Origin of the sequence: Streptomyces sp. NPDC050548, assembly GCF_044457385.1 — a bacterium.
Classification (GTDB): domain Bacteria; phylum Actinomycetota; class Actinomycetes; order Streptomycetales; family Streptomycetaceae; genus Streptomyces.
The window spans coordinates 109502-134810 of the sequence record NZ_JBITGV010000027.1 but is presented as its reverse complement, the minus strand read 5'-3'; the positions used below and the strand labels follow the sequence as shown (position 1 = coordinate 134810).

The 25309-nt window shown below is 66.7% G+C and carries 29 protein-coding genes; 19 read left to right on the top strand and 10 right to left on the bottom strand.

The features are described 5' to 3' along the window. Nucleotides 1–216 precede the first annotated feature (216 nt). The 4 genes from ACIBJH_RS44780 (at nt 217) to ACIBJH_RS44765 (ending at nt 2634) form a co-directional block, all read left to right on the top strand. The gene (locus tag ACIBJH_RS44780) at nt 217–414 is read left to right on the top strand and encodes a hypothetical protein (RefSeq protein ID WP_399122733.1); all 198 of its coding nucleotides are present in this window, start codon (nt 217–219) and stop codon (nt 412–414) included. 289 nt (nt 415–703) lie between these two features. Then, complete coding sequence (locus ACIBJH_RS44775) at nt 704–1453, top strand: SDR family oxidoreductase (protein ID WP_399122732.1); 750 nt, start codon at nt 704–706, stop codon at nt 1451–1453. Then, the gene (locus tag ACIBJH_RS44770) at nt 1450–1851 is read left to right on the top strand and encodes a nuclear transport factor 2 family protein (protein WP_399122737.1); all 402 of its coding nucleotides are present in this window, start codon (nt 1450–1452) and stop codon (nt 1849–1851) included. Before ACIBJH_RS44775 ends, ACIBJH_RS44770 begins: the two co-directional genes overlap by 4 nt. Nucleotides 1852–2259: 408 nt before the next feature. Further along, the gene (locus ACIBJH_RS44765; RefSeq protein ID WP_399122731.1) at nt 2260–2634 is read left to right on the top strand and encodes an ester cyclase; all 375 of its coding nucleotides are present in this window, start codon (nt 2260–2262) and stop codon (nt 2632–2634) included. A gap of 1 nt (nt 2635) precedes the next feature. Here ACIBJH_RS44765 and ACIBJH_RS44760 read toward each other — a convergent pair whose 3' ends face one another. Both ACIBJH_RS44760 and ACIBJH_RS44755 read right to left on the bottom strand, forming a co-directional pair. Next, a complete protein-coding gene (locus tag ACIBJH_RS44760) occupies nt 2636–3493 on the bottom strand; it encodes an alpha/beta hydrolase (protein WP_399122730.1) in 858 nt (285 codons plus the stop codon). A 7-nt stretch (nt 3494–3500) separates the two neighbouring features. Beyond that, nucleotides 3501–4202: an alpha/beta fold hydrolase gene (locus ACIBJH_RS44755; RefSeq protein ID WP_399122728.1), complete on the bottom strand. Its 702-nt coding sequence runs from the start codon at nt 4200–4202 to the stop codon at nt 3501–3503. 197 nt (nt 4203–4399) lie between these two features. Here ACIBJH_RS44755 and ACIBJH_RS44750 point away from each other — a divergent pair, with 197 nt between their 5' ends. From ACIBJH_RS44750 to ACIBJH_RS44740, 3 genes are all read left to right on the top strand, one after another. Beyond that, nucleotides 4400–5239: a helix-turn-helix transcriptional regulator gene (locus tag ACIBJH_RS44750; RefSeq protein ID WP_399122727.1), complete on the top strand. Its 840-nt coding sequence runs from the start codon at nt 4400–4402 to the stop codon at nt 5237–5239. 193 nt (nt 5240–5432) lie between these two features. Next, a complete protein-coding gene (locus ACIBJH_RS44745; RefSeq protein ID WP_399122726.1) occupies nt 5433–5759 on the top strand; it encodes a non-heme iron oxygenase ferredoxin subunit in 327 nt (108 codons plus the stop codon). Next, nucleotides 5756–6358: a TetR/AcrR family transcriptional regulator gene (locus ACIBJH_RS44740; protein ID WP_399122725.1), complete on the top strand. Its 603-nt coding sequence runs from the start codon at nt 5756–5758 to the stop codon at nt 6356–6358. Before ACIBJH_RS44745 ends, ACIBJH_RS44740 begins: the two co-directional genes overlap by 4 nt. 40 nt (nt 6359–6398) lie before the next feature. Here ACIBJH_RS44740 and ACIBJH_RS44735 read toward each other — a convergent pair whose 3' ends face one another. Next, nucleotides 6399–7076: a TetR/AcrR family transcriptional regulator gene (locus tag ACIBJH_RS44735; RefSeq protein WP_399122724.1), complete on the bottom strand. Its 678-nt coding sequence runs from the start codon at nt 7074–7076 to the stop codon at nt 6399–6401. A gap of 80 nt (nt 7077–7156) precedes the next feature. On the opposite strand from ACIBJH_RS44735, the gene ACIBJH_RS44730 reads away from it, so the two are divergent. Beyond that, nucleotides 7157–8563 carry an FAD-binding oxidoreductase gene (locus ACIBJH_RS44730; RefSeq protein WP_399122723.1) on the top strand — a complete coding sequence of 469 codons (1407 nt, stop codon included), beginning with the start codon at nt 7157–7159 and terminating at the stop codon, nt 8561–8563. 310 nt (nt 8564–8873) lie between these two features. On the opposite strand, the gene ACIBJH_RS44725 is transcribed toward ACIBJH_RS44730, so the two are convergent. The 3 genes from ACIBJH_RS44725 to ACIBJH_RS44715 form a co-directional block, all read right to left on the bottom strand. Then, nucleotides 8874–9659 carry a hypothetical protein gene (locus ACIBJH_RS44725; protein WP_399122722.1) on the bottom strand — a complete coding sequence of 262 codons (786 nt, stop codon included), beginning with the start codon at nt 9657–9659 and terminating at the stop codon, nt 8874–8876. A 413-nt stretch (nt 9660–10072) separates the two neighbouring features. Then, the gene (locus tag ACIBJH_RS44720) at nt 10073–13729 is read right to left on the bottom strand and encodes a tetratricopeptide repeat protein (RefSeq protein WP_399122721.1); all 3657 of its coding nucleotides are present in this window, start codon (nt 13727–13729) and stop codon (nt 10073–10075) included. Between the two features lie 247 nt (nt 13730–13976). Continuing rightward, nucleotides 13977–14132, bottom strand: coding sequence for a hypothetical protein (locus ACIBJH_RS44715; RefSeq protein ID WP_399122720.1), 156 nt, complete (start codon nt 14130–14132; stop codon nt 13977–13979). A gap of 501 nt (nt 14133–14633) precedes the next feature. Here ACIBJH_RS44715 and ACIBJH_RS44710 point away from each other — a divergent pair. Continuing rightward, nucleotides 14634–15602 (top strand): toll/interleukin-1 receptor domain-containing protein, encoded by a 969-nt coding sequence (locus ACIBJH_RS44710; protein ID WP_399122718.1) that lies wholly within the window; start codon nt 14634–14636, stop codon nt 15600–15602. Nucleotides 15603–15633: 31 nt separating this feature from the next. Here ACIBJH_RS44710 and ACIBJH_RS44705 read toward each other — a convergent pair whose 3' ends face one another. Further along, a complete protein-coding gene (locus ACIBJH_RS44705; protein ID WP_399122717.1) occupies nt 15634–16137 on the bottom strand; it encodes a hypothetical protein in 504 nt (167 codons plus the stop codon). A gap of 149 nt (nt 16138–16286) precedes the next feature. On the opposite strand from ACIBJH_RS44705, the gene fxsT reads away from it, so the two are divergent. Continuing rightward, entirely contained in the window at nt 16287–19094 is a 2808-nt protein-coding gene (fxsT, locus tag ACIBJH_RS44700; protein ID WP_399122716.1) for an FxSxx-COOH system tetratricopeptide repeat protein, read from the top strand. Nucleotides 19095–19349: 255 nt separating this feature from the next. Here the strand turns inward: fxsT and ACIBJH_RS44695 are convergent, their stop codons facing one another. From ACIBJH_RS44695 to ACIBJH_RS44685, 3 genes are read right to left on the bottom strand one after another with little or no spacing between them, the layout of a single operon-like run. Beyond that, on the bottom strand, nt 19350–19748 hold the full coding sequence (locus ACIBJH_RS44695; protein ID WP_399122715.1) for a hypothetical protein: 399 nt from the start codon (nt 19746–19748) through the stop codon (nt 19350–19352). Next, on the bottom strand, nt 19742–20170 hold the full coding sequence (locus ACIBJH_RS44690; RefSeq protein ID WP_399122714.1) for an ATP-binding protein: 429 nt from the start codon (nt 20168–20170) through the stop codon (nt 19742–19744). Before ACIBJH_RS44690 ends, ACIBJH_RS44695 begins: the two co-directional genes overlap by 7 nt. Nucleotides 20171–20216: 46 nt before the next feature. Then, the gene (locus tag ACIBJH_RS44685) at nt 20217–20624 is read right to left on the bottom strand and encodes an NUDIX hydrolase (protein WP_200715647.1); all 408 of its coding nucleotides are present in this window, start codon (nt 20622–20624) and stop codon (nt 20217–20219) included. A gap of 110 nt (nt 20625–20734) precedes the next feature. On the opposite strand from ACIBJH_RS44685, the gene ACIBJH_RS44680 reads away from it, so the two are divergent. The 9 genes from ACIBJH_RS44680 to ACIBJH_RS44640 all read left to right on the top strand — a co-directional run bounded on the left by ACIBJH_RS44680 (nt 20735) and on the right by ACIBJH_RS44640 (nt 25306). Continuing rightward, the gene (locus ACIBJH_RS44680) at nt 20735–21523 is read left to right on the top strand and encodes a GntR family transcriptional regulator (RefSeq protein WP_399122713.1); all 789 of its coding nucleotides are present in this window, start codon (nt 20735–20737) and stop codon (nt 21521–21523) included. Beyond that, nucleotides 21520–21819, top strand: coding sequence for a DUF3027 domain-containing protein (locus ACIBJH_RS44675; RefSeq protein ID WP_399122712.1), 300 nt, complete (start codon nt 21520–21522; stop codon nt 21817–21819). The genes ACIBJH_RS44680 and ACIBJH_RS44675 overlap by 4 nt, the downstream gene beginning before the upstream one ends. Before the next feature lie 170 nt (nt 21820–21989). Continuing rightward, complete coding sequence (locus ACIBJH_RS44670; protein WP_019075282.1) at nt 21990–22346, top strand: hypothetical protein; 357 nt, start codon at nt 21990–21992, stop codon at nt 22344–22346. Next, complete coding sequence (locus ACIBJH_RS44665) at nt 22346–23728, top strand: FtsK/SpoIIIE domain-containing protein (RefSeq protein WP_399122711.1); 1383 nt, start codon at nt 22346–22348, stop codon at nt 23726–23728. Before ACIBJH_RS44670 ends, ACIBJH_RS44665 begins: the two co-directional genes overlap by 1 nt. Before the next feature lie 82 nt (nt 23729–23810). Then, the gene (locus ACIBJH_RS44660) at nt 23811–24449 is read left to right on the top strand and encodes a DUF2637 domain-containing protein (protein WP_399122710.1); all 639 of its coding nucleotides are present in this window, start codon (nt 23811–23813) and stop codon (nt 24447–24449) included. Nucleotides 24450–24452: 3 nt separating this feature from the next. Beyond that, nucleotides 24453–24635: a hypothetical protein gene (locus ACIBJH_RS44655; RefSeq protein WP_399122709.1), complete on the top strand. Its 183-nt coding sequence runs from the start codon at nt 24453–24455 to the stop codon at nt 24633–24635. 2 nt (nt 24636–24637) lie between these two features. Next, nucleotides 24638–24829: a mobile element transfer protein gene (locus tag ACIBJH_RS44650; RefSeq protein WP_399122708.1), complete on the top strand. Its 192-nt coding sequence runs from the start codon at nt 24638–24640 to the stop codon at nt 24827–24829. Nucleotides 24830–24843: 14 nt separating this feature from the next. Beyond that, the gene (locus tag ACIBJH_RS44645) at nt 24844–25038 is read left to right on the top strand and encodes a hypothetical protein (RefSeq protein WP_019075277.1); all 195 of its coding nucleotides are present in this window, start codon (nt 24844–24846) and stop codon (nt 25036–25038) included. A gap of 25 nt (nt 25039–25063) precedes the next feature. Further along, nucleotides 25064–25306 (top strand): SpdD protein, encoded by a 243-nt coding sequence (locus tag ACIBJH_RS44640; protein WP_399122736.1) that lies wholly within the window; start codon nt 25064–25066, stop codon nt 25304–25306. Nucleotides 25307–25309: the final 3 nt, after the last annotated feature.

Sequence of the window (25309 nt, the reverse complement as noted above, 5' to 3'; positions counted from 1 at the left end):
CACACCTTCGCCACCCGCACCGAGGCCCGGCTCAGGATCGCCACCTGGATCACCGACTTCTACAACACCAGGCGGCTACACAGCGTATGCGGGTTGAAGAGCCCGATCGACTACGAACGCGAGTACCGAGCCACCCTCGCCGAGGGACTGGCCGCATAGATCGTCTCCACACTGCGAGGGGATTGACAGCCGACTGTTCGTCCGGATCCGTGGGCAGTGGACGCCTGGGAGTTCGAGACGCTCCTCTACACCGACCAGGTGGTGCGCTGGAGCACCCTTCGCCGGGTGGGTGGAGTGATCGACGTCCGGGCGAGCGGCACGGACGAAGTCGCGGTGGCGGCTGCCTTTGCTGCGGCCTGCGCACAGGCTGTGGATCGCGCGAGGGATCCGGGGAAGTACGGCGACGAGGGGTAGCCGTAGATGAGGGAGGTAGGCGGGCTGTACCGGGAACGGTGCAGCCCACCGGCCGTTACGGGCTCGTGGATCTCCCGCATGCCGCGATGCCGAAGCGACGCCGGTTCCGCTTGGTGTGACTGGTGCGCTCATCTTCTGGGACGGCGCGACACTCGGTGACACGGCCTCCACCAGGCAGAGACCGCCGATCCATGGATAAACCTTCCTCTCCCGCCCCTCTGTGCGCGCTCCTACGGTCGAGGCTGCGGGCGCTCACCGGCCCGCAGTCAGCGAAGGAGAGAAGACCCCCATGAAGATGACCGGCAACACGATCCTGATCACCGGCGGCACCTCGGGCATCGGACTCGGCCTGGCCCTGCGTCTGCACGAGGCCGGCAACAAGGTGATCGTCGCCGGCCGGCGCAAGGAGCTGCTCGACGAGATCACGGCCGAGCACCCGGGCATCGACGCGCTCGTCCTCGACGTCACCGACCCCGACTCGATCGCCCGGGTCCGTGAGACCGTGGCGGCGAGCTATCCCGAGCTGAACGTCCTGGTCAACAACGCCGGCATTATGCTGCGCGAGAACCTCCTCGACCCGGCCTCGCTCCCGGTCGCCGAGGACCACGTCACGGTCAACCTGCTCGGCACGATCCGGGTGACGTACGCCTTCCTGCCGCAACTCGTGGGTAAGCCCGACGCGGCCGTCGTGAACGTCACCTCGGCGCTGGCGTTCGTACCGCTGCCGATCACCCCGACCTACAACGCGACCAAGGCCGCGCTGCACTCCTTCTCCGAGAGCCTGCGCGTGCAGCTCGCGCAGGCCGACGCCGGCGTCCAGGTGATCGAGGTGGCCCCGCCGGGAGTGCGCACGACCCTGCTGGGCCAGCAGGACGACGAGAACTCCATGCCGCTGGACGAGTTCCTCGACGAGACCCTCGGGATCCTGCGCGACAAGCCCGACGCGAAGGAGCTCGTTGTGGAGCGTGCCCGGTTCGTGCGCGACGCGGAGGCCAACGGCTCCTACGACAACGTCCTCGCCATCCTCAGCGGCGTCTGAACGACAAGGACAGGAAGATCCGGCATGCACCCGCCCCTGAAGACATCATCGAAATCGCCCGGGTGCTGGCCCTGTGGGGCCACATCATGGACGACCGCGAGCTGGGCCGTCTCGGCGAGGTCCTCACCGAAGACGCGGAATGGGACGGCAGCGTCTTCGGCTTCGCCCCGGTCGTCGGGCTGGAGGCGATCACTTCCGTCCTGAGTGCCGACGGGCACGCGAGCGCTCATCACACGACGAACATCGTCGTGTCGGAGGGGCCGGGCGACGAAGCCCGGGTCCGGTCCAAGGCGTTGGGCCTCGTCGGCGGCACCGTCGTCAGCGCCGTCTACGCCGACGAGCTGCGCCGCACGGCCGACGGCTGGCGCATCTCCAAGCGGGTCATACAGGTCAAATGACCGTCAAGGCCACCTGCTACGGCCTCTGGTCGTCTGCCGTGGCCCCGATCCGCGCCCCTGACTCCTTCTTCGCGTAAGCCGAGGGCACGTATGACGACGGCCTGGTCGTGCCCAGGAATGTCGTCCGCGTGTGTCCTTGCGGCCTCGCGCCGGCCGCCCCGGTGAAGGCAGACGTCGCCCCACCTGCCCTGCCGGCCACGTAGACCCGGTGAGGCGGCGTCGCCTCAGCCCCGCCTTGCACGAACAGTTCTGTCCTTACCTCGGGAGATGACCATGAAGAACCCCATTTCTCGCCGCTCCGCCGTCGCCGCGACTCTCGGCGCGTCTGCCGCGGTCGCACTCGCGACTGCGGGTACTGCTTCCGCCCATCCGGAATCCGATGACAGGAGCCACCGGCCGGAGAGCCAGGTGCAGCACAACAAGCGTGTCGCCGTCGCCTTCCTGGACCTGGCCTTCAACAAGAAGCAGCCCCAGGAGGCCGCGGACCGGTACGTGGGCGCGCAGTTCATTCAGCACAACCCGCTGTCCGCCGATGGAACGGGGCCGTTCGTCGCGTACGTGACGTGGCGGACGACCCTGTCCCCGGAGTTGAAGTTCGACTTCAAGCGAGTGTTCGGCGAGAAGGACCTGGTGGCGGTGCACTACAAGAGAACCTACGACTCGGCCGACCGTGGCGCCGCGGTGATGGACATCTTCCGGTTCGAGAACGGCAAGATCGTCGAACACTGGGACGTCATCCAGGACATCCCGGAGACGTCCGCGAACGACAACACCATGTTCTGAACTACTGAACGGGGGAAACCAGCCCCTTCGCGAAGTCGAGCTGCTCCTTGTGGAAGGCCGCACCGACGTAGTGGTGATCGATGTTGTGGCCACCGCCCATGATGCGCCGAGCAGTCACCGAGGGTGCGGCGGTGAAAGCGTTCCCGAAGGCGGTGACCGATTCGTCGCTGCTGTGCCAGAACCCTTCGTGCTCGGCCAGTCCGTAGTGGACGGGTACCTCGATTTTCGCGGCGATCCCCGCGAAATCCGTGCCCCACTGGCCCGCCACCTCCACCAGCTCCGCCATGGGAACGGGCGACTCGGCGTGCTTCGCGATGTCGAGCACACTCGGGTCGTACGTGTCCTCTGGTCCGTACATGAACCGCAGGAGGTGCTCACGGCTGAATTCCATCGAGCTGCCCGGCGGCGCGGACTTCAGCACTTCGTTCGACCGCTGCGATTCGTCGTGGATTCCGGTGACGGAGACACCGAGGAGCGGCCAGGTGCGATCGCCGGCTGCCAGATGCAGTGCGATCGCACCGCCTACGGAGTGTCCGACGAGGACGATCCCCGGGGCGTTCGAGAGGTGACGGTGCCAGAGTTCGGCGATGGCCCCCTGGAGTACCTGAGCATTCCGGCGGAACGAGATCTCCCCCTTCAGCGCGGTGCTGCCGCCATAGCCCGGACGGTCGAGCGACACCACCGGAAAGCCCTCGCGCCGCGCGGCGTCCATCAGCGAATACCCGGGCACGTCGAAGTACGACGCGTTGTAACCGCCTCCGGGAAGGCAGACCAGCAACGGCATCCGGGGACGGCCTGCTTCCTCTATGCCGGTGATACGGATGTTCCCCAGGTCGAGAGTGATGCGGTTCGCAGTCATGAGAAAGCTATTTTCCGTTCTCCACGAGGAACTTCCGCAGCAGCTCCTTGTACTCCTCCGGGCGAGTGCGGTGGACCAGGTGCCCGGCGTCCTCGATCGTCTCCAGCCGGCCGTCAGGGAGGAGGCGAGCAGCCTCGGCCAGCCCCTCCTGGGGGGTGTAGCTGGTCGACCCGCCGCCGATGATGAGCGTCGGAGCGGTGATCTTGGGAAGGTCGTTCCACCAGGACGGATCGGGGTTGTGGATCTGGTGCACCAGTGAGGTGGCCGCGGAGAAATCGAAACGCGCCGCTCCAGGCACTTCTTCGGAACCCTCGGGGAAGTCCACGTCGATGGGAGCGGTGTCTTCCCAGACCATCCGCTCGATCCGCTCGGGCCATTTCTCCGCGAGGACGCACCCGACCCGTGCGCTCATCGAGTGACCGATCAGCGTGAACCGTTCCAGGGAAAGCGCATCGGTGAAGGCTTCGAGATCGCCGCACCCCAGCTCGAAGGAGTACTCGCCGGGCCAGGCGCTTTCGCCATGGCCACGCTGAGTGAGCGCCAGGACGTGGTAGTGCTCGGCGAGGAAACCCGCGATCTCGTCCCAGTCCCGCGCGTCGTACATGAGGCCATGCAGAAGAACGGCCGGCGGGGCATCCGGATCACCCGTCTCGCGATAGTGAAAAGGCAGGTGCGAAAGCTCGATGGTGTGATCGCTGAGAACGGTCATCTGCTCTTCCGATCGGTCGGGGAGATGCTGGCGTCGACCGTATGAGCGTCTTCGCGCGGGTGGGAGAGACGGTGCATCCATGGATCGGCGGTCCCTGCCTGCGATCTTTGGCATCCGGGGGTCATGCCGGGCCGGGTGCTCAGCCATGGATCGGCGGTCTCTGGATAGCCGGGCGGCGAGCGGTGAGGATGGTGGGCATGGACAAGAAGGAACTGGCGGAATTCCTGCGCCACCGGCGTGAGGCACTGCGCCCCCGTGACGTCGGCCTGGTCGATGGAGCGCGCAGGCGTACCCAGGGGCTGCGCCGCGAGGAGGTCGCCCAGCTCGCCGGCATGTCCACCGACTACTACGCCCGGTTGGAACAGCAGCGCGCCCCGCAGCCCTCCGTCCAGATCACCGCGGCTCTCGCCCGGGCGCTGCGGCTGACCCTGGACGAGCGCGACCATCTCTTCGTCCTCATCGGCCACAACGCCCCGGCCCGTTTCCACCGCTCCGAGCACGTCAGCCCGACGTTGATGCGGGTCCTGGACCGCCTGGACGACTCCCCGGCCCTGGTGCTGACCGACATGGCCGACACCCTCGCGATGAACCCGCTGGCCATCGCCCTGCTCGGCGATCAGACGCGCCACACCGGCCTGGCCCGCAGCGCCTACTACCGCTGGTTCATGGACCCCGCCGAGCGCCTGGTGTACCCCGAGGAGGACCACGAACGCCACGGTCGCGCCCAGGCAGCGCGCCTGCGGGTCGCTCTGACCGCCGGCAGCGACATCCCCCGAGCCACCCGTATCCTCGCCGAACTCCAGGAACACAGCCCCGAGTTCGTCCGCCTGTGGGAACTCCAGGAGGTCGCCCAGCGCTACGACGAGGGCAAGACCATCCTCCATCCGGAACTCGGCCGCATCGATGTCGACGGCCAGGTCCTGTTCACCGAGAACCGCGCCCAGACCCTGGTGGTGCTGACCACCCGCCCCGGCACGGAAAGCCACAGCAAGCTGGAACTGCTCTCGGTCATAGGGCATCAGCAGCTCACCCCCTGATGAGGCTTAGGGCCAACTGCCGAGGCCGCTTCGGACCGGCGCCCGATCCCGGCTCGACTCCTCGTCGTTAGCGTCGGCGATCAGCCCCACTCACACGTGCCGCTCCGGGCCGGACGCCGTAGCCCACCGCCCGATGCACCCCTGTGAACCGGATGGCACACCGCCGGCGCCATGGATGCACCCGAGGAGAGCGATGTCCAGGAGCGGATACACGTACGTCTGCAGGTTCGACGCGTTGGAGGAGGGCGTCCCGCGGCGCTTCGAGGTAGAGGGCGTGCCCGTCTCGCTCGTCCTGACCGAGCAGCAGGTCTTCGCGATCCACGACGTGTGCTCGCACAGCGCCGTCTCGCTCTCCGAGAGGGAGGCGGACGGCTTCACAGTCGAGTGCTGGCTGCACTCCTCCCGCTTCGACCTGCGCACCGGCCATCCCCTCGACCGTCCGGCGACCCGTCCCGTGCCCGTGTATCCCGTGAGGATCGACGACGGAGGTGTCCACATACACGTGACAGGGACACCGTGAGGGAGGCACCGGACGACACCGCCGCCGAGCGGGCCGACGCCGCTCGCAACCGTGCCCGGCTGCTGGAGGCGGCAGCCCGGCTGGTGGCCGAGCGTGGGGCCGAGCACGTGACGATGCGGGAGGTCGCGGAGGCCGCCGGAGTCGGCAAGGGCACGCTCTTCCGCCGGTTCGGCGACCGCGACGGACTCCTGCTCGCCCTCCTGGGCGAGGCCGAGGCCGAGTTCCACCAGGCGTATACCCAAGGTGCCCCGCCGCTGGGCCCGGGCGCGGCCCCGAGGGAGCGGCTGGAGGCGTTCGGCTCTGCCCTGATCGAGCGCATCGCCGCCGACGCGGACCTGGGCGCCGCGCTCGGGCGCCAGGTGCTCCATAGTCGCCGCCACGCCTCCGACACCAGCCGTGCCTTCCACCAGCACATCTCAACTCTCCTGCATGAGTCAGGAGTTGAGGGGGACCACGACATGCTCGCCCACGCCCTGCTCGCCTTCGCGACCTTCGAGACGACGGACTACCTGCACGTCGAATGCGAAGTCCCCGTGGCACGCCTCCAGGCCACCTGGGTGGACCTGGTGCGGCGGACGATCCGCGCCGACGGCGGGTGAGCGAACCGCGAACAGCGCTCGGAACGAAGGGCCAGGACCCTCACAGGCCGTACATGGTCCGGAAGAACTGGTCGATCTCGCGGCGTCCGGGGGCGGGTTGGGCGAGGGTCTCGGAACCGGGGGCGCGTAGCCCGTCGAGGAGTACGCCGACGTAGCGGTCGGTCAGATCCGCCGCAGGACCGTCGTCCCCCGGATCCTCCGCGTCGGCCAGGCGTGGCGGGATCGAGTTGAGCATCAGTACGACGTCGTAGGCAGTCACGTCGTCACGCATGGCTCCGGCGCCCTGGGTCCGGGCCACCAGATCTTCCAGGGCAGTCAGGAGCTGTGTGCGGATGCCGGCCAGCTCGGGGCTCGGTTCCTTGGCGCGCCCACGGGACACGGGGAAGAGCTGGCTGCTGCGCAGGCGCGCCATGTGACGCACCGCCCGGGTGAACGCGGTCCACGTGGCCGGTTCCTCGGCCAGGGCGCGCCGCACCTCGGTCACGCTCTCCCGCATCACCTTGATCGCGATGCGCTCCACCAGGGCGGTCTTGTTCGGGAAGTGCCGGTAGATAGTGCCCAGGCCCAGCCCGGAGCGCCGGGCGACCTCAGCGATCGACGCCTGGTAGCCGAGATCGGCGAAGACATCCTGCGCTACCTGAAGGATCTGCTCGACGTTCTGGCGGGCGTCGGCGCGCAGCGGACGGTCGGCAGGGGGAGGGGGTGTGGACGGGCTCATGTGACTGCCGATGTTAGCCTCCGAGCTAACCGGAAATCTAATTTCCGTTTAGCTCGCCGACCCCTGAGGAGGCCCCCACCATGACCGTTTCCGCAGATCCCTTCGTCGACTTCCCCGTCGACTTCCGTGGCGCCGTGCTGCGGCCCGACGACGACCGGTACGACACGGCCCGCGCCCTCTACCAGGCGCGTGCCGCCGACGAGGGCCCGGCGCTGATCGCGCGGTGCGCCAACGAGGACGACGTCGCGGCCGTCCTGCGCCACGCCTCCGCCCACGGCATCCCGGTGGCCGTACGCGGCGGCGGGCACGGATCGGACGGGTACGCGATGCCCGGCGGCGCGATGGTCGTCGATCTCTCCGCGCTGAAGGCGATCGACGTCGACCCCGGGACGCGGGTCGTGCGAGCCCAACCGGGTGTCCTGCTGGGCGAGTTGGACGCTGCCGCGCAGGAATACGGGCTCGCCGTGCCCGCCGGTACGGTCAGCAGCACCGGCGTCGCCGGACTGACCCTGGGCGGCGGCATCGGTCACCTGATGCGCCGCTTCGGCGCGACCGTCGACAACCTGCTCGCCTGCGAGATGATCACTGTCGACGGCCGCAAGGTCCGCGCAGACGAGGCCGAGAACCCCGAGCTGTTCTGGGCACTGCGTGGCGGAGGCGGCAACTTCGGGGTCGTCACCGCCTTCGAGTACCGCGCGCACCCGCTCGGCCCCGACGTCATCGCCGGACAGCTGATCTTCCCGTTCGACCAGGCCGCCGACGTACTGGCCAAGCTCCCCGCACACATGGCCACCGCACCCCGCGAGCTGGGCCTGCTGGCGGCGATCGCTCCCGCCCCCGCCCTGCCGATGCTGCCGCCGGATGCGCACGGCAAGCCGGTGCTCGTCCTCCTCCCCGTCTTCACCGGGGACCTGGCGACCGCCGACGAGGTCATCGAACCGCTCGCCGCCCTCGGCCGACCGGTCGCCGACCTGGTCACGAAGACACCGTGGCTGCGGGCCAACAGCATGCTCGACGCCGTGGCCCCGTACGGCAAGCGCATGAACCTGCGCGGCGGGTACCTGCCGGAGCTTTCCACCGACTCCATCGACACCCTGCTGCGTCACGCGGCCACCGCGCCCTCGAACCCCGGTGCCACCACCGTCATCAACCTGTGGTGCATGGGCGGCGCGATTTCCGAGGACGTCGCCGAGGACGCCACGGCCTTCTCCCGCGAGGGCGCCGCCTGGCTGTGGGAAGCCGTCAGCATGTGGGACGCCCGCGGTCACGACCCGCAGTACGAGGAGTCGGCGAAGCACATCACCGAGGCGATGCGACCCCACTCACTCGCCGCCGGTTACACCAACCTCACCGACGACCTGGGCAAGGCATGGCGCCGCGGAGTCCACGGCAGCAAGGCCAAGTACCGGCGGCTCCAGGCGGTCAAGGCCACCTGGGACCCGGCCAACCTCCTCCGCTTCAACAAGAACATCGCCCCGACCGCCTGACATAACGGCAACTGAGACCAAAACTGAGACCACACACGTCGAAGGGGCCCGCTGCGAACAGCGGGCCCCTTCGACATCGTGCCCGGTGAGGCACTGGCGGAGGATACGAGATTCGAACTCGTGAGGGGTTGCCCCCAACACGCTTTCCAACTGTGGGGGTGGGGAGTTGGATTGTGTACGGGGCCATTCACCTGCGTTCATAGGCGGTTGGCCATTGAGCGAGTGCGGAGCGTTGGCCCCGTCTGAACGCTCGTGAACCTGGGTGAATGAGACGGAAATTGAGACGGACGACCCGGGGACCCTGGCGTCGTCAGCGCAGGAAAGGTAGCCGTCGGCGCGGGGTGTCTCCTGCTGGCCGGTCAGGCAGCCGTGCGTAGCGGATCAGGGATGCCGGGCTGGCGGTACGGATCCACACTGGGGCTCCGACGATGATGCGTTGCGCTCCGTGCATGTTGCCCGAAAGGGGCCGACGCGTCTCGGTGAGTAGGACGTCGGTGTAGACCTGAGCGAACCACTCACTGTCATCTGCGTGGGCGAGCGTGTACCCGCGTGTCCACGGGCGGTCTTCGTGCTCTTGTTCTGTGCTGATGGAACCTTGGTTCAACGCGATGTTCAGAGCTTCCAGTGACAGTAGTTCGGGGTCATCCCATTGAGACGTGTTCCTGGTGCCTCGGCTCTCCAGGAGTTCGGCGATGGCGTGCCAGGCTGATGAGTACCATCCGGCTTCGACGGCGTCTGCTGGGCGCAGAACCCGGCCAGGGAAGTTGTCCATGCTGCCGAAGAGCACAAGATCGATTTGTTGGCCTGCGCTGCTGGTCGTCCTGATGTGGAACATCGCCCCCTTGTCCCGCTCCGGTCCACCGATGAACCTGGCGATGTGGATCCGGCCGGCTCCCTGAGCGAAGCGAGCACGAGGGGGCTTGTCGAGGGCGGAGGCCGCCTGGCCACCGATGTGTTTTTCGATCTTGCGTGCCTTTTCACGGCGGGTCAGTTCGCGTCGGCTTCCGTTGCCGACCTCGACGCCGATGCCTTGAAAGCCAGCCTTGAGAGTCCAGTTCGGTTGCCCGTCCAGCTTGATGCCGTAGTCAGATGCCATCTCGGCAACGCGGCGTTCCGACCAGTACAAGTAGCTGCCCGTGTGGCCTCTTCGCACTATCAGCTCTCCGTCTCAGACTGCCCTGGTCCGCAGCGTATGCCTCCGTCGACCTCAGCACGGTGAACTCGCGCTCTTGTCTCCGCAGTCAGTGAGGCTGGACGGCGAGAGCGTGCGGAGGCCCTGAGCTTGGGAAGCTGAGGTGATCTAGGGCTTGCTGCGAGGCTGACCTGTGGCGGGAGGATGCTCGGCGCTTGGTGCCGGGGCTTCTGATTCCCCGGTGTTCCCCGCGGTTCCCCGCACGATCTGGCACGGGTCTGGCACGACCTCTTCGTTCCCAACTCTCGGCAGGAGGGTCATGTACGTCACTCGGGCTGTTCAATCGGCCGTGGACGGCTCTTGAGGTACGGCCTTGGTCATTGAGGTTGCTGTACTTCCATGTGCTTTACAGCTTCGTATTTTTGACGGGCGTAGGCGAGGTTGTTGCGGGAGATGAAGGTGTCGGGGTGGTCGTCGCCGAGCACCCGGGCTCGGTCGGCGAGTGTCTGCTGCAGCAGGGGGATGGCCTGGTCCAGGTCGCCGGCCGCTTGGTAGGCGTAGGCGAGGTTGTTGCGGGAGGTCAGGGTGTTGGGGTGGTCGTCGCCGAGCACCCGGGTCATGTCGGCAAGTGTCTGTTCGTGCAGGGGGATGGCCTGGCCCGGGTCGCCGGCCGCTTGGTAGGCGTAGGCGAGGTTGTTGCGGGAGGTCAGGGTGTTGGGGTGGTCGTCGCCGAGCACCCGGGCTCGGTCGGCGAGTGTCTGCTGCAGCAGGGGGATGGCCCGGCCTAGGTCGCCCGCCGCTCGGTAGCCGCTGGCGAGGTTGTTGCGGGAGGCCAGGGTGTCGGGGTGGTCGTCGCCGAGCACCCGGGCTCGGTCGGCGAGTGTCTGCTGCAGCAGGGGGACGGCCCGGCCCAGGTCGCCCGCCGCTTCGTAGGCGTAGGCGAGGTTGTTGCGGGAGGTCAGAGTGCTGGGGTGGTCGTCGCCGAGCACCCGGGTCATGTCGGCAAGTGTCTGTTCGTGCAGGGGGATGGCCTGGCCCGGGTCGCCGGCCGCTTGGTAGGCGTAGGCGAGGTTGTTGCGGGAGGTCAGGGTGTTGGGGTGGTCGTCGCCGAGCACCCGGGCTCGGTCGGCGAGTGTCTGTTCGTAAAGGGAAATGGCCCGGCCCAGGTCGCCCGCCGCTTCGTAGGCGCCAGCGAGGTTGTTGCGGGAGGTCAGAGTGCTGGGGTGGTCGTCGCCGAGCACCCGGGTCATGTCGGCGAGTGTCTGCTGCAGCAGGGGGATGGCCCGGCCTAGGTCGCCCGCCGCTCGGTAGCCGCTGGCGAGGTTGTTGCGGGAGGCCAGGGTGTCGGGGTGGTCGTCGCCGAGCATCCGGGCTCGGTCGGCGAGTGTCTGTTCGTGCAGGGGGATGGCCTGGTCCAGGTCGCCCATGTCTCGGTAGGCGCCAGCGAGGTTGTTGCGGGAAGTCAGGGTGTCGGGGTGGTCGTCGCCGAGCACCCGGGCTCGGTCGGCGAGTGTCTGCTGCAGCAGGGGGACGGCCTGGCCTAGGTCGCCGGCCGCTTGGTAGGCGTAGGCGAGGTTGTTGCGGGAGGTCAGGGTGTCGGGGTGGTCGTCGCCGAGCACCCGGGCTCGGTCGGCGAGTGTCTGCTGCAGCAGGGGGATGGCCTGGCCCAGGTCGCCCGCCGCTTCATAGGCGCTGGCGAGGTCATTGCGGGAGTCCAGGGTGTTGGGGTGGTCGTCGCCGAGCACCCGGGCTCGGTCGGCGAGTGTCTGCTGCAGCAGGGGGATGGCCTGGCCCAGGTCGCCCGCCGCTCGGTAGGCGCTGGCGAGGTCATTGCGGGAGCTGAGGGTGTTGGGGTGGTCGTCGCCGAGCACCCGGGCTCGGTCGGCGAGTGTCTGCTGCAGCAGGGGGATGGCCTGGGCCAGGTCGCCCGCCGCTTCATAGGCGTAGGCGAGGTTGCTGCGGGAGGTCAGGGTGTCGGGGTGGTCGTCGCCCAGCACCCGGGTCATGTCGGCAAGTGTCTGTTCGTGCAGGGGGATGGCCTGGGCCAGGTCGCCCGCCGCTCGGTAGGCGTAGGCGAGGTTGTTGCGGGAGGTCAGGGTGTCGGGGTGGTCGTCGCCCAGCACCCGGGTCATGTCGGTGTGTGTCTGCTGCAGCAGGGGGATGGCCTGGGCCAGGTCGCCCGCCGCTCGGTAGGCGCTGGCGAGGTTGTTGCGGGAGGTCAGAGTGCTGGGGTGGTCGTCGCCCAGTTGGGTTGTGCGTGCGTCGGTGAGGCGTTGGTAGTGGTGTGAGGCGCTGGTGGGTTGTCCGCTTTCGTAGTCGTAGCGGGCCACGGTGTCGAGCAGGCCGAGGCTTTCGCTGGTGTCGAGTTCTTCGACGAGGGCGCGGGCATGGGGCATGAGGTCGGCCAGGTCGAGGCGGCCGGGTGTGTAGACGGCCTGCATGAGGTGGGTGGTAGCCGTCAGAGCCGCTTGGCGCAGGGCGGGCTTGAGGCGTGTTGTTTCGGGGTGCACGGTAAGGGTGCGGCTGACCAGGGCGTGCATGAACCAGCTCGGGGGCTCGGTGCCTGTCTGGCGGATGAGGGAGCGCCGCTGGGCGGCGGACAGAGCGCGTCGGTCCGCGCGCCGGGTGCTTGGCTCGTCCTGGTCGCTCAACGCAATGCTGATGCTGGTGAGGAGGCGTTCGGGCAGCGGGGCAGGAGCGAGGAGAGCAGCGATACGCAGCAGGGCCAGGGCGTGGTCGTCGAGGTGGTGCAGGCTGCGGGCGAAGGTCGCGGCGATGTCGTTAGTGTGGTCGGTGGGCACCTGCATGTACAGGTCCTTGACCAGTTCCTGGAAGGCGTCGCCGTTCTGGGTGTCGGCGAGTTGGTCGGGGAGTTCGGTGTAGGTCAGACCTGGCTGGTCGGCGAGGCAGCCGCGGGCCAGGTCGATGGCCAGGGCGTGACTGCCCAGACGCTGCACCAGCGTCCGCGCAGCAATCTCCTCCGCCGGATCGTTCGGGGTACGGGCGATGGTGAGCAGGAGGTAGGCCTCGTCGGGATGCAGTACATCCACGTCGACGACGGGTAACTGGTAGCCGCGCCAGCGTGTGGTCATGACCGTGCGGCCCAGTGGATGCGGCGCCGCCAGCTCCCGCACCACACCCGGCGAGAGCTCGCCGGGGACGTCGTCGACGATCCACAGACATGGCTCGTTGATGGTCTCGATGTGCTGGCGGGCAGCCTCCCGCACCTGCACCGGATCGAGCGCGGCACTGTCCAGAGCCAGGGCCGCTGCAACTTGTTGGTAGTGCTGCGCCAGCACATCCGCCTGCCCAGCATCCGGGGCCGGTGCGTCAGGGGTGTGGCTGGCGGCCGAGGTGAACCAATAGATCCCACCGGGGTAGAAGGCCGCGAACCGGCGCGCGTATTGCTCGACCAGCAACGTCTTGCCCACCCCGCCCAACCCCATGACCACGGCCTGGCCGGCCGACGCCCCGTCCTGCGTCGCCAGGTACTCGAACGCGTGCAGCGCCTGATGCAACTGCCAGAACTCATCCACCCGGCCGACGAACCGCTCCGAACCCAGATGCTCCACCGGCCGCCACACCGGCCGTATCGACGCGATCGCATCCCCCAGACACCCCGGAGACCCTGCGACACGTGCAGCGATCCGCTCGACCAGCCGCGTCACAGAATCTGGTTTGCTGGTGACGCCGTACCGGGCGTCCCGCAACTGCACTGGCTGGATGTGATCCACAACAGACTCAGGATTGATGACCAGGATGCGCTCACTGGCCCGCCCCAGCGCGACAGCCGCACGAAACGCGGTCAGCAACTCCCACTGACAAGCAGGACGAGTGGGATAGGTGGCCGAGTAATAGGCCACGAACAGCCGCGCCCCCGCCAGCGCCGAGCGGATCTCGTCGGTGATGCCCTCGAACTCATCGATCCCCGACTCGTCCAGAAAAACGCCCACCCCCGCATCCCTGAGCGCCCCCACCAGCGGCAGAACAGCGGCACGATCCGCTCTGGGGTAACTGAAGAACACCTCATCCATACCAGCCTCTGCCGCACCATGGGCAGCGCTGTCTGTCAGACGCATGAAGACCCCCGTACCTGCCGCACACCATCCAATAACGGTCACACAGCGGCACGCCAAGGCTAGCCAGTCCGAACCCGCACTGTCCCGACAACGCAAGACCCAACCAGCGAGAACGAGGAGCAGGTCCCCGGCCAGCTCTGTGCGGCCGACCGATCAACTGCGTTTGCGGTATTGCCGCGGTCCGGCGTTGTACGCCATGTCCTTAAGGGCGAGGGGGTGCAGCCGGCTCGTTGAAGCAATAGGGACGGCGACGCGGCAAGGCCTCCACGCGCAGGATCTGAACGTCGCACGTGACGTGGCTCCGCACGTCGTCGATCTCGGCAAGCACCAGCCGGCGCGCGTCCTCCTCGGTCAGCATTATCCGATGATGACATGGCGCCTTCACGTGCTGGCTCGCGTACACCCGCCTTAGGAGAGAGGTGGGGGAGTGGGGCCGCTGACCTGGAGCTTTGACACCTGGTCGGATGCCGAGAACTCGACGGCAAGACACCGCCGTTGACCGTGGCTGACACCAGCATCGGGCACAGTAGTGGCACGCACCTCAGCCGACGACAGTCAGCCGAGACGGTGGGTGCGCCGACCGACCACGCACGCGTGTGCCTCGCTGCACCCCCGCCAGCCTCAGCCACGCTATCGGCTTGTGTCGTCGACTGGATCAAGCTCTGACGGCGGATCCGTGACGACGATGCGCAGCTTGGGAAGCTTGGGTGATCAAGAGCCACTTGCTGTAAGTGAGACTGCCGGACAGTACCGTGAGTCGCGGGTGAGAAGCGTAATCTAGGGTGCTTTCAGCAACGTGAGGTCGCCGCGACTAATGCCCTGCCATCCCCTTTGGGGTTCAGACTGAGTCGGAGGTTCAATGACTGCGCTGTGGGGCAGGGAAGCCATTGGCAAGATCTTTATTTCCCACTCATCGATCGACAAGCCATTCGTTCGCCGTCGAATCGTAACCCCTCTAAATACTGCAGGGTATGATACGTGGCTCGATGAAAGAGAGCTGCTCCCGGGAGACCCCCTTTCCCGCAAGGTGTCGCAGGGGATAAAGAATGCGAAGGTTCTCCTTGTAGTCATTTCCGCTGCCTCGATGGCATCCAACTGGCTTAACTATGAGCTGAATGTTGCAGCAGGATTGATGATCAAGGGTGCACTTCGGCTAATTCCGGTAGTGATTGACGATGTTCAATTGCCCCCAGAGCTTGAAGGTCGCCTTTATGTGGACATGCGGAAGGGTGTGCGCGGGGGGCTGAGGAAGATCACGGATGCGCTGAAGCACGAGGAGTCGCGCTATCCCAGACCTCCGGTTCCGGCGTCGGTGATTTCGGAGAGCAGTTACGAAAGAGGCCGCGCCTACGAAAAACTGCTTGCAGGCGAGGCGGATGGAAACTCTTTCGATGCCTACATGCCCGTATCGGCTACCCGCTCAGTCGACTGGAGTGGGATCACGTTGCTCGACGTCGACGTACGTGTTGACGTGGTGCATTCGTACGTTAACGAGGTGAGGTTTGATTCTGACGACTTCGATGGGTGGATGAGTCAACTTGAAGAGACGTCGAGCAGCTTCGGGGTCCTTATCGTCGAAGGTGGTCTCGCGGCTGAACTCCATTCCAAGCTCGACGAACGCATGCCGGGTGTTTGGCTACACGCGATCGATGCTGGCCTTCTTAACGAAAGCGGGGCATGTATCGTCGTCGAAGTTAGTGTCGGTAATTCTGTAAATTATATTGAAAGTGGACTTCGCGGTGCAGTGCAATTGATGGGCGAATGCATCGCCAATAGGAAGTCTTCTCTTTGGGATGAACTTCGAGTTGGCCGGGACCCGAGTGAGTGAGTGATATCCATGCGGATGGGTCTTCCGTGATTCATTCATCACCGGGGACCGCTGCTAGCAGATTAGGCACACCGCAGGCGCTCGCCAAGAGATCAGCGTAGGCAGTGAGGATGTTACGGGTATCGCGCAGCGCATTCCGCAGTTCGCTGGCCCGGCTCCAACTTTTTTCGTGGTCGTGACGGGAGCGGTCGGCAGGGCGCTGAGTCTCCCAGTCCTCAAGGGCGGGATGCCAGCTTGCGAGTAGCGGCCGGATGCCATAGTTCAGCATGGCGACTGCCAAGTAGCCGAAGTTGTACTGGCCGTTTTTCTTGGGTTCGGCAACCTCGGGGCCGTATTTGCGCAGCACTTCCCGGGTTGTGCTGAACAGGGAGTATAGGCTGCCCAGGGCTTCTCGCAGTAGCCCATCGTTCTCGCGCAGTGGAACCACCGATACGCGGGTTACCAACTCGACATACAGTTCCCAAGCAGCCCGCCGCTCAGCGTCGTTCGGTTCCCAAGTGCCGGAGATCTCCAGTATGCGCAGGTTGAGCTTCACGTCTACGCTCTTCGGCGCCCGTACCATCTCGTGCTCCTCGTCTGAACTGCTGCGATCTGATCATTCATGCCGTGCAACCACCGTATAGCGGTCACCATGGATGCAGTACCGCACCCTGGAGACACGCCGTGCAGAAGGTTGGGTAAGGGATGACTGCAGCACTCGAATCGGTGTTCGTCAGTTACGCCGGACCTGACCGTGCCTGGGCCGAGTGGGTGGCCTGGCAGCTTCAGGACGCTGGCTACGAGGTAGTGCTGGACCACTGGAACTGGGGCGCCGGCGACAACTTCATCCTGAAGATGAACGCGGCCTTGGCCTCAGGCCGGATCCTGGCGCTGTTCTCTGAGGCCTACTTCGACCCAAACCGGTTCACCACCGATGAGTGGACTGCCGTTCTTGCGGCGAAGCAGAAGTTGATCCCCTTGCGTATCGACGCTTCACCGGCCCCACCGATACTCCTACCGTTGCTTGCCCCCTCTCTGGTTAGTCTCGCGATGGACGAGGCTCGGAAGGTGCTCCTGGAGGCGGTGGCGGGTCCACGGCGCCCCGATGGCGAGCCGGTATTTCCCGGTGCTGGAAGTCCGGGCAGGTTGCGAGGCATAGGCGGGTCGGGTCCGCGGCTGCCGGGCAGCCTGCCTCGGGTATGGAACCTGCCAGCACGAAATGCGGCGTTCACTGGTCGTGATGGGATGTTGATGGACCTGCGTCAGGCTCTGTCGTCGGGACCGCAGGTAGCGGTGCAGGCACTGCGCGGCCGCGGTGGGGTGGGGAAGACGCAAGTGGCGATCGAGTACGGTCACCGGTTCGCGGGCGAGTACGAGTTGGTATGGTGGATTCGCTCTGAAGAGCCTGCTCTAATTGTCGACCAACTAGCTGCCCTGGCAGTCAAGACTGGCGCAGCTCAGGCGAACACTCCGCCCAGTGAGGCTTTGGATGCGCTAGCGGAGGAACTGCGAACGCGTACGCGGTGGCTGTTGGTATTTGACAACGCCGAAGATCCGGCCTCTCTGGCGCCCTATCTACCGAGCGGCAATGGCCATGTGTTGATCACCTCTCGCAACCCCAACTGGCAGGAGCGCGCAGTGGTGCTCGGGGTGGACGGCTTTGCGCGCAGTGAATCCATTGAATTGCTGCAGGCACGTGTCCCAGGATTAGCTGAGGACGACGCCGACAGGCTGGCGCAGGAGTTGGAGGACCTGCCGTTGGCGCTGGTCCAAGCCGCTGCCCTCCTTACCGAAGGTCTCACTCTCCCCCAGTACTTCCGCCTCCTCGACCAGAACATCAGCAAGGTTCTCGATGAAGGCAGCCCCGACAGCTACCCGGTGTCGCTAGCCGCTCAGGTCCGCCTAAGCACGCAACGCGTAGCCGCCACTCAGCCCACAGCCCTTGCTCTGCTGCACGCCTGCTCACTCCTCTCCCCGGAACCGTTCCCCCTGCACAGCTGTGTGGGTCGTGGTCCGGAAACACTACTGGCCCTCGCCGAGCTGCTCAACGATCCGCTTGCGGCCCCTAAGTCTCTGCGGGTCCTGGCTCAGCAAGGCCTGGCGCGCGTGCAAGACGGCAGGGTGCAGCTTCACCGGCTCACCCAGGCCGTAGTTCGGGACCAGCTTACGGAGTACGAGCGTGCCGACGCCGCCCGAACTGCTGAGGCGCTCCTTGTTGCAGCAACTCCTGGGAGCGCTGTTGATAGCGCCACATGGGCCGCCTGGCCCGACATCATTCCGCATCTTTTCGCTATCGTTCCTTCGGATTTTCTCACCGATGAGGGAAGGGACGCGGTGTGTCAGGCCTGTTGGTATCTGATGGATCGCGGCCAGGCTCCATTAGTACTGCCTCGATTGCAGAGCATGCACGAATGTTGGAGACGGCAGTTGGGACCTGGTCACCACGACACCTTGTGGGTGGCTCAATGCCTCGCTCGGGCTTGCTCAGAGGTGGGGGATGCTACTTTGGCTCGGTCACTGGAAGAGGAGATCCTAGAACGACGCCGCCAGACTTTGGGGCCTGACCATCGCGACACTCTCGGAGTAGCGAGTAACTTGGCGATACGCCTAGCGGCTATGGGAGAAATTGAAGCAGCGCGAGATCTGAGCGAAGACACTTTGACCCGTCAGCGTCAAACTCTGGGAGAAGATCACCCCGACACCTTGACCACCGCATCCAACCTGGCTAACCGTCTGCGGGAGCTTGGCAAGCTTGAGGCGGGGATGCAACTGGGAATGCACATCTTCGCTAGACGTAGCGAAACCTTGGGCAAAGATCACCCTGACACCTTGACTAGCGCGTCCAACCTGGAAGTTTGGCTGGCGGAGATGGGCGCCATTCCGGCTGCTCGTCGGTTGGGTGAGGAGACACTGGACAAGCAGCGAGTGATCTTTGGGGCTGACCACCCATCCACGTTGACAACCGCGTCTAACTTGGCCAATCGGCTAGGAAGACTCGGCGAGTTTGAGAAGGCGAAGGAGATTGCCGAGGAAACGCTGTTGCGTCAGCAACACGTACTGGGAGTCGATCACCACAGCACACTGATTACAGCATTTACGCTGGGCGTGGCGCTAGCTCAGATGGGCGAGAATGGACCAGCGCGAGAACTGCTTGAGGATACGTGGGAACGCCAACGCCGGATACTGGGGGAAAATCACGAAGAAACCTTGCGTAGCGCCTCCAGCCTGGGCGTTGTTCTGACAGCACTCGGAGAGATCGAAGTTGCTACAGAACTAGGAGAAGAAACGCTAGCTCGACAACGAGAAGTATTGGGTGGTGATCACCCAGAAACTCTGAGCAGTGGTTACAACCTCGTGATCCGACTTGCGCGATTGGGGCGACTTGCGGAAGCTCAACAGCTAGGCGAGGAGATCCTGGCTCGGCGTCGTAGGATTTTGGGCGAAAATCACCCGGATGTAAGAGCTACGGCTGACCTATGCGCTCGCCTAGAGAACGGGAACATGGGGGACTAGCCCGCGGGCCGTTGAATCTTGCGCAGAGAGGCCACCTGCCGAGATCTTATCCCGGACGCCGTGGACCGCGCCTGCTCCGTTCTGACGTGGCCGTCATCGCCCGGCACTCCACTCGTGGCCTTTTGGTTCCTGCACGCGGCCCGGGCGCCGGCCGGGCTGGAGCGGGGCGGAGACAGGAGCGCAGGCCCGGCCGGGGGCCGGGCCGCGCGCGGGGAGCGGAGCGAGCCGCCTTGAACCAGTAGAGAAAGTTGTAACTCAGTCGGTCGTTCGGGGCGTGTGGGGCTTGAAGTCGTATGCGCATGTGGGGAGTTCTGCGGTCTGACGGTGCGCCAGCGGTAGGAAGGTCACTGGGCTTACGGTCCAGGTGATGAGTGTGCGGGCGTGGGGGACGGACACGGTCCAGGGCACGCGGCGTAGCAGGGCTCTGCGGGTGTTGATGCGGTGGTCGTAGAGCCGTTCCCATGCCTCCTCGGAGGTGTCCGTGTCGAGTGCTGGTGAGATGGTGCGCAGGATCTCGGAGACCCAGTTGTTCGCCTCGACCTCTGTGCGCGCGTCGTAGGAGCCGAAGAGTGTCGGCGGCTGGCCGTCGTCCAAATGTCGGGTCCAGCACTCGCACCAGAAGCCTGGGCTCATTGCCGTGCTCGTGCTCAGCATGGGTGACCGCCTCGACGTACGTCCGTGAAGAGTTCCGCGGTGACCGTGTGACCGCCGTCGCTGTCGTGGAACACGACCCGGTGGGCGATCGCGCTGACCATGCCCAGCCCTCGGCCGTGCTCCGCCTCCTGGTCCTGGTGCTCGGCCTTCGGAGCCGTCCGGGCGCCCCCGCCATCCGTCACCGATAGGGCGACCACCTGCGAGGACACCGCAAGCGCCAGATGGAAGCTCCCGGCCTCTCGCCCACTGGCCGTGTGCAGGATCGCGTTCGCGCTCAGCTCGCTCACGATCAGTTCGGCGTCCTCGGCCAAGGGCGAGCCGCGCAGGATGTCGCGTGTCCAGCGCCGCGCCCTGCTGACCTCTTCCGGGAATCCTGGGCAAGTGAGCCCCCAGACCCGCGCAGTGCTCGTATACTCGTGCATACAAGTTCCTTCGTGCTGGTAGGCCGCCATGTGCAGCGGGTTCGGGCTAGACGAGTTTCACGCCGTCGTGGGCGCGGATGGCCGGCGGGGACGCCGCGTCGAGTGCGTCCAGGACGCGGATCGCGTATGCCTCGTCGGCGAGTTCGGATACTTCTTCGCGGGTGGCCCAGCGCAGTGCGCGGGTCTCGTCCCCGGTGGTAGGTGTGCCGTCGGCGGCCTGGCAGCGGAAGACCAGGGAGACGATCAGCCCGGTCATGTTCTTGTAGACGCCGGTGAGGGTCGCGGGAAGTGCGATCTTGATGCCGGTTTCTTCGAGGACTTCGCGCTGAAGGGCCTCGGGGAGGGTTTCGTCTCGCTCGACGACGCCACCCGGAGGTTCCCACTTGCCGTTGTCCCGGCGCTTGATCAGGAGGGCGCGACCGTGGTCGTCGACGATGACTCCGGCGACGCTCACGGAGTGCGGACGGTCAGTGCTCACGTTCCTCGGCCCTCCCGGCTGGCTAGGCTCTCCACCGTAGCAACAACACTCGCCCACTCGTCTAGATACCTAAAGGAGTACTCGACGTGAGCCCTCTCCGTTCCGGCCTGCTCGGCGATCTCGACCCCACGAGTGATCGTGCGGTCTTCCGGCAGATTGCCGACCAACTGCGCGAGTCCATCGACCGTGGGCGATTCAAGGAGGGCGAAAAGCTGCCCTCCGAAGCTGACCTCGTCGAGCACTACGGGGTCTCCCGGATGACCGTCCGCAACTCCTTCTCCGTCCTCCAGGGCGAGGGCCTGGTGCACGCCGAGCACGGCAAGGGCGTCTTCGTCCGACCCCGGCCACCCGTACGGCGGCTCGCCTCCGACCGCTTCGCCCGCCGCCACCGCGAGCAGGGCAAATCCGCGTTCATCGTCGAGGCCGACGCCGCCGGCAGCCACCCCCAGGTCGACAGCCTGGAGGTCAAGGAGGAGAAGGCCAGCCAGGACATCTCCACCCGGCTCGGCTCTGTAAGGCGCGTACTCGCCCGCCGACGCCGCTACCTGCTCGACGGAAAGCCGGTCGAGTTCGCCACCTCCTACCTCCCGCTCGACATCGCGCGCGGTACACAGATCGCCGAACCCAACCCGGGCCCCGGCGGCATCTACGCCCGCCTCGAAGAACTCGGCCACCACCTCGACCACTTCGAGGAAGAGATCCGTGCCCGGATGCCCTCGCCCACCGAAGTGAAGACGCTCCGGCTGGCTTCCGGTGTGCCCGTGATCCACCTCGTCCGCACCGCGTACGACACGGAAGGGCGGGCGGTGGAGGTCTGCGACACGGTCATGGCGGCGGACGCGTACGTGCTGTCGTACCAGCTCCCCGCGACATGAGCGCGAACCGCGTCGTGCCTGGCGAAGCGTGGACGGGCGATGACCGCGCGCACAACGACGCCTGTCACGAGCGCTGGCTGCAGGTGCAGAACAGGCCCACTCACCAGCCCGGATATCGAGACGACTGGTACGACGCGCAATGCGGTGCCTGTCGGTTCTGGATCGCGTTGAGTGGAGAGCTGGGGCGGGACTGGGGAGTCTGCACCCATGCCGGCTCGGCGTTCGATGGGCGAGCCCGTTTCGAGCACGATAGTTGCGAGCTGTTCACCGCCCGGGAGGACGGTTCCTTCGGGTGAGCTCGCTTGGGTCTGGCTGGTGCGCGGGGATGCTTCCCCGAACTCGTACACCCCAACGTGCATACTCGTATAGACGAGTGGGCAAGTTGTGTGGCAGGGTGGTCCGCACGAACCCGGAGATCGGGTTCGCGGATCGCTACATGTATAGACGAGTAGATAGGGAAACTTCCTTGCGTACCATCCGTGTTGAGACCGCCGCCGCGACGATCCTGCTGACCGAGGCCCCGGAGCCGAAGGTCCGCGACCGGCAGACCGGCGAGATCGCTAAGGACGCCGTCAGCGGCGAGGCGCTGATGACGCTCGGCGTCGTCTACATCGAGGAGGGCGAGTCGTCCCTCATCAAGGTCACCGTCCCCGAGGGCGGTGTGTCCGAGGGGCTGGCGCTCGGAGCTCCGGTTTCGCTCCCGGGGCTGGTCGCCCGCCCGTGGGAGAGCGTGTTCAACGGGCAGCAGCGCCACGGCATAGCCTTCCGCGCCGCCGCCGTCACTCCGGCCGCGTTCCCGGCCGTCGCCGAGGCCGCCGCCTGATGACCGACCTGACGACGCTCCTGGAGGTGGGTGGTCCCCTCGCCGCACTCGGTGGCGGGGCCGCCTACACCCGGGCCAAGCACCCGGCCGCGTACTGGTCCACGATCGGCTTGCCGATATCCACAACCCGCCTGCTCAGCTCGTACGGCTCGGTCATGGAGGCCTGCGGCCTGACCGTCGCCCCGTCCCGACTGCGCATCCTCGCCGTCAAAGCCACCACCCGCCGCGAAGTCCGGCCCGTACCGCCCCGCCGGGGCATCATCCGCCCCACCACGACCGGACTGCGGATACGTCTGCGGCTCGCCCCGGGCCAGGAACCCGCCGACGTCGCAGCCTCCGCCGAACGCCTGCGCCACGCCTGGGGAGTTCACGCCGTCTACGTCACCACCCTCAAGCCCGGCGTCGTCGAACTCCGCCTCGTCGGCTACGACGTGCTGCGCCGGGTCCGCATGCCCCGCACCCGCAAGCTCCCCTCCGGCCTCCTCAAAGTGCCGGTCGCCCTGCGGGAGGACGCCACTCCGTTCGTACGGGACTACCGCACCGTCCCGCACCAACTCACCCTCGGCGCAACCCTGTCGGGCAAGTCCATGTACCTGCGCCACCTGGTCGCCGGACTCGCCCGTCAGCCGGTCGCCCTGGTCGGCATCGACTGCAAGCGGGGCGTGGAACTGTCCCCGTTCGCGTCACGCCTCTCGGCCCTGGCCACAGACCCCGACCAGGCAGCCGACCTGCTGCCCGCGCTCATCGACGAGATGGAGGACCGCTACGACCTGATCAAGGCCCGGCAGGGCATCGCCCCCAACACCCCCGACGGGGAGATCACTTCAGACATCTGGGGCCTGCCGGAGAGTGAACGCCCGGTCCCGATCGTGCTGTTCGTGGACGAGGTGGCCGAACTCTTCCTCGTCGCCACTCGCAAGGACGAGGAACGGCGCGACGAGATGGTCACCCAGCTCATCCGCCTCGCCCAACTCGGCCGCGCCGCCGGCATCTACCTCGAAGTCTGTGGCCAGCGCTTCGGCGCCGAACTCGGCAAGGGCGCCACCATGCTCCGCGCCCAACTCACCGGCCGCGTCTGCCACCGCGTCAACGACGAAGCCTCCGCCAAAATGGCACTCGGCGACATCGCCCCCGAAGCCGTCGGCGCCGCCTGCGCCATCGCCCCCGAACGCCCCGGCCTCGCCGTGGCGGGTGACACCTCCGGCGGCTGGTCCCGCATCCGCACGCCCTACCTGTCCCTGGGCGATGCCGCCGAGATCTGCCGCGACTCCGCGCACCTGGTGCCCGACCTGCCCGCACTCAAGCGCTTCCAGCCGTACGCGCCCGCGCAACCGGTCCAGGCCCCGGGCCCCAAGGTCCAGCCGCGCCCTGCAACCAACTGACCCTTTCCCACCCCGGTTTGGCGTGACCGTCTCGCGCCACGTCCCTACCCCTCCCATGCCCGAATCCGGAAGGAGCCGCATCATGCGCGCCCAACTGGCCCGCGTCGACGCGGTACTCGTCCAAGCACTCATCGCCGCCGCCCTCTCCTTCGCCCACCTGCACGACATCGCCTCGGCGGCCGGACAGGACGGGTGGAAAGCGTGGGCCTACCCCATCAGCGTCGATCTGCTGCTCGTCGCCGCCTGGCGCCGACTGCGGACCGGCGACGCGAAGGCCTCCGGCTGGTGCTGGTTCGTCATCGCGCTGACCGCGTCTCTCGGCGCGAACGTCGCGACCGCCGGCCTCCTCGACCTCGACGACGTCCCCGCCTGGCTGCGCATCCTCGTCGCGGGCTGGCCCGCCGTCGCCTTCCTCGGCGGAACCCTCCTCGCCCACACCGCAACACCCCTAACCAACAACGACGTTGAGCCTGCCGACGTCCAGGAGGACGCGCCCGAACCCCCGCCTGGGATACCCGTGCAACCGGCCATCGAGGCACCACCCAACCGCCCCTCCGTGCCGGTCCCGGCCGCCCTCATCGACCACGCCCGCAAGGTCGCCGCCGAGCACCACACCCGAACCGGAACCCCGATCGACACCCCGACCCTCCGCGCCCGCCTCGGCGTCCCGGTACCCATGGCCGAAGCCATCGCCGCCCACCTCACACCGACAGGAAGTTGACCCGTGCCCCTCACCTTCAACACCGCCGCCGATTACCTCGACGCGGCCCGCGAGATGGCCCGCAGTAACCGATGGGCACTTGCCCGGCTCCTCGCCGAGGCAGCCGCCGACCGGACCTCGGACCCTGCCCAAGCTGCCCGCATCCTCGCCGAATTCCCGGCCCCGAACCGCCGAGAGGAGGGCTGACGATGTCCCCCAACCGCCGTTTCCGCAACGTCATCCGCATCGGCCCCGTCCAGGTCGCCACGTCCTACGACGACCGGGGCCAGGAGAAGCACACCGCCGCCTGCACCGCCCCGCGCTGCGGTGCCTCGCACGACTACGACAGCCGCGCCGCCGCCGAGTTGGCGGCCCACACCCACCGCTGCCCCGTCCGCTGAAAGGGAGTTCCCCCGTGACCGTCAGCCTGCCGCTCGTCGTCGTCCTCGGCTTCTTCGCCTGGGGAGCGGTCAAGTTCCTCGGCGTCCGCACCTGGATCGTCGTACTGATCGCCCTGTTCGGCTTCTGGCTCTCGCACACCTTCCTCGCCCCCGCCATCGAGTCCGGCACGCGCTCCGGCGTGGGTGTCGTAAACGGCTCACATGACTAGACGAGTAGATGAGAAAGGGTTCGCCGTGTTCCTGCCCAAGTACCCCGACAACCCGACCCCGCCGCCCGCACACACCCACACCCCAACCGACCCGATGCCCGCACGGCGCTCGCTCCCGCCGGTCGCCATCGACCGCAACACGGTCGTCGCCCTGGTCGTCGGCGGAGTCGTCCTCACCGCGCTCCTGGCCGCCGTCGCCGTAACGGCCATCTCCGTAGCCATCGCCGCCGTGGTCCTGCGCTCGATGCTCCGCGACCAACGCCGCTGAACG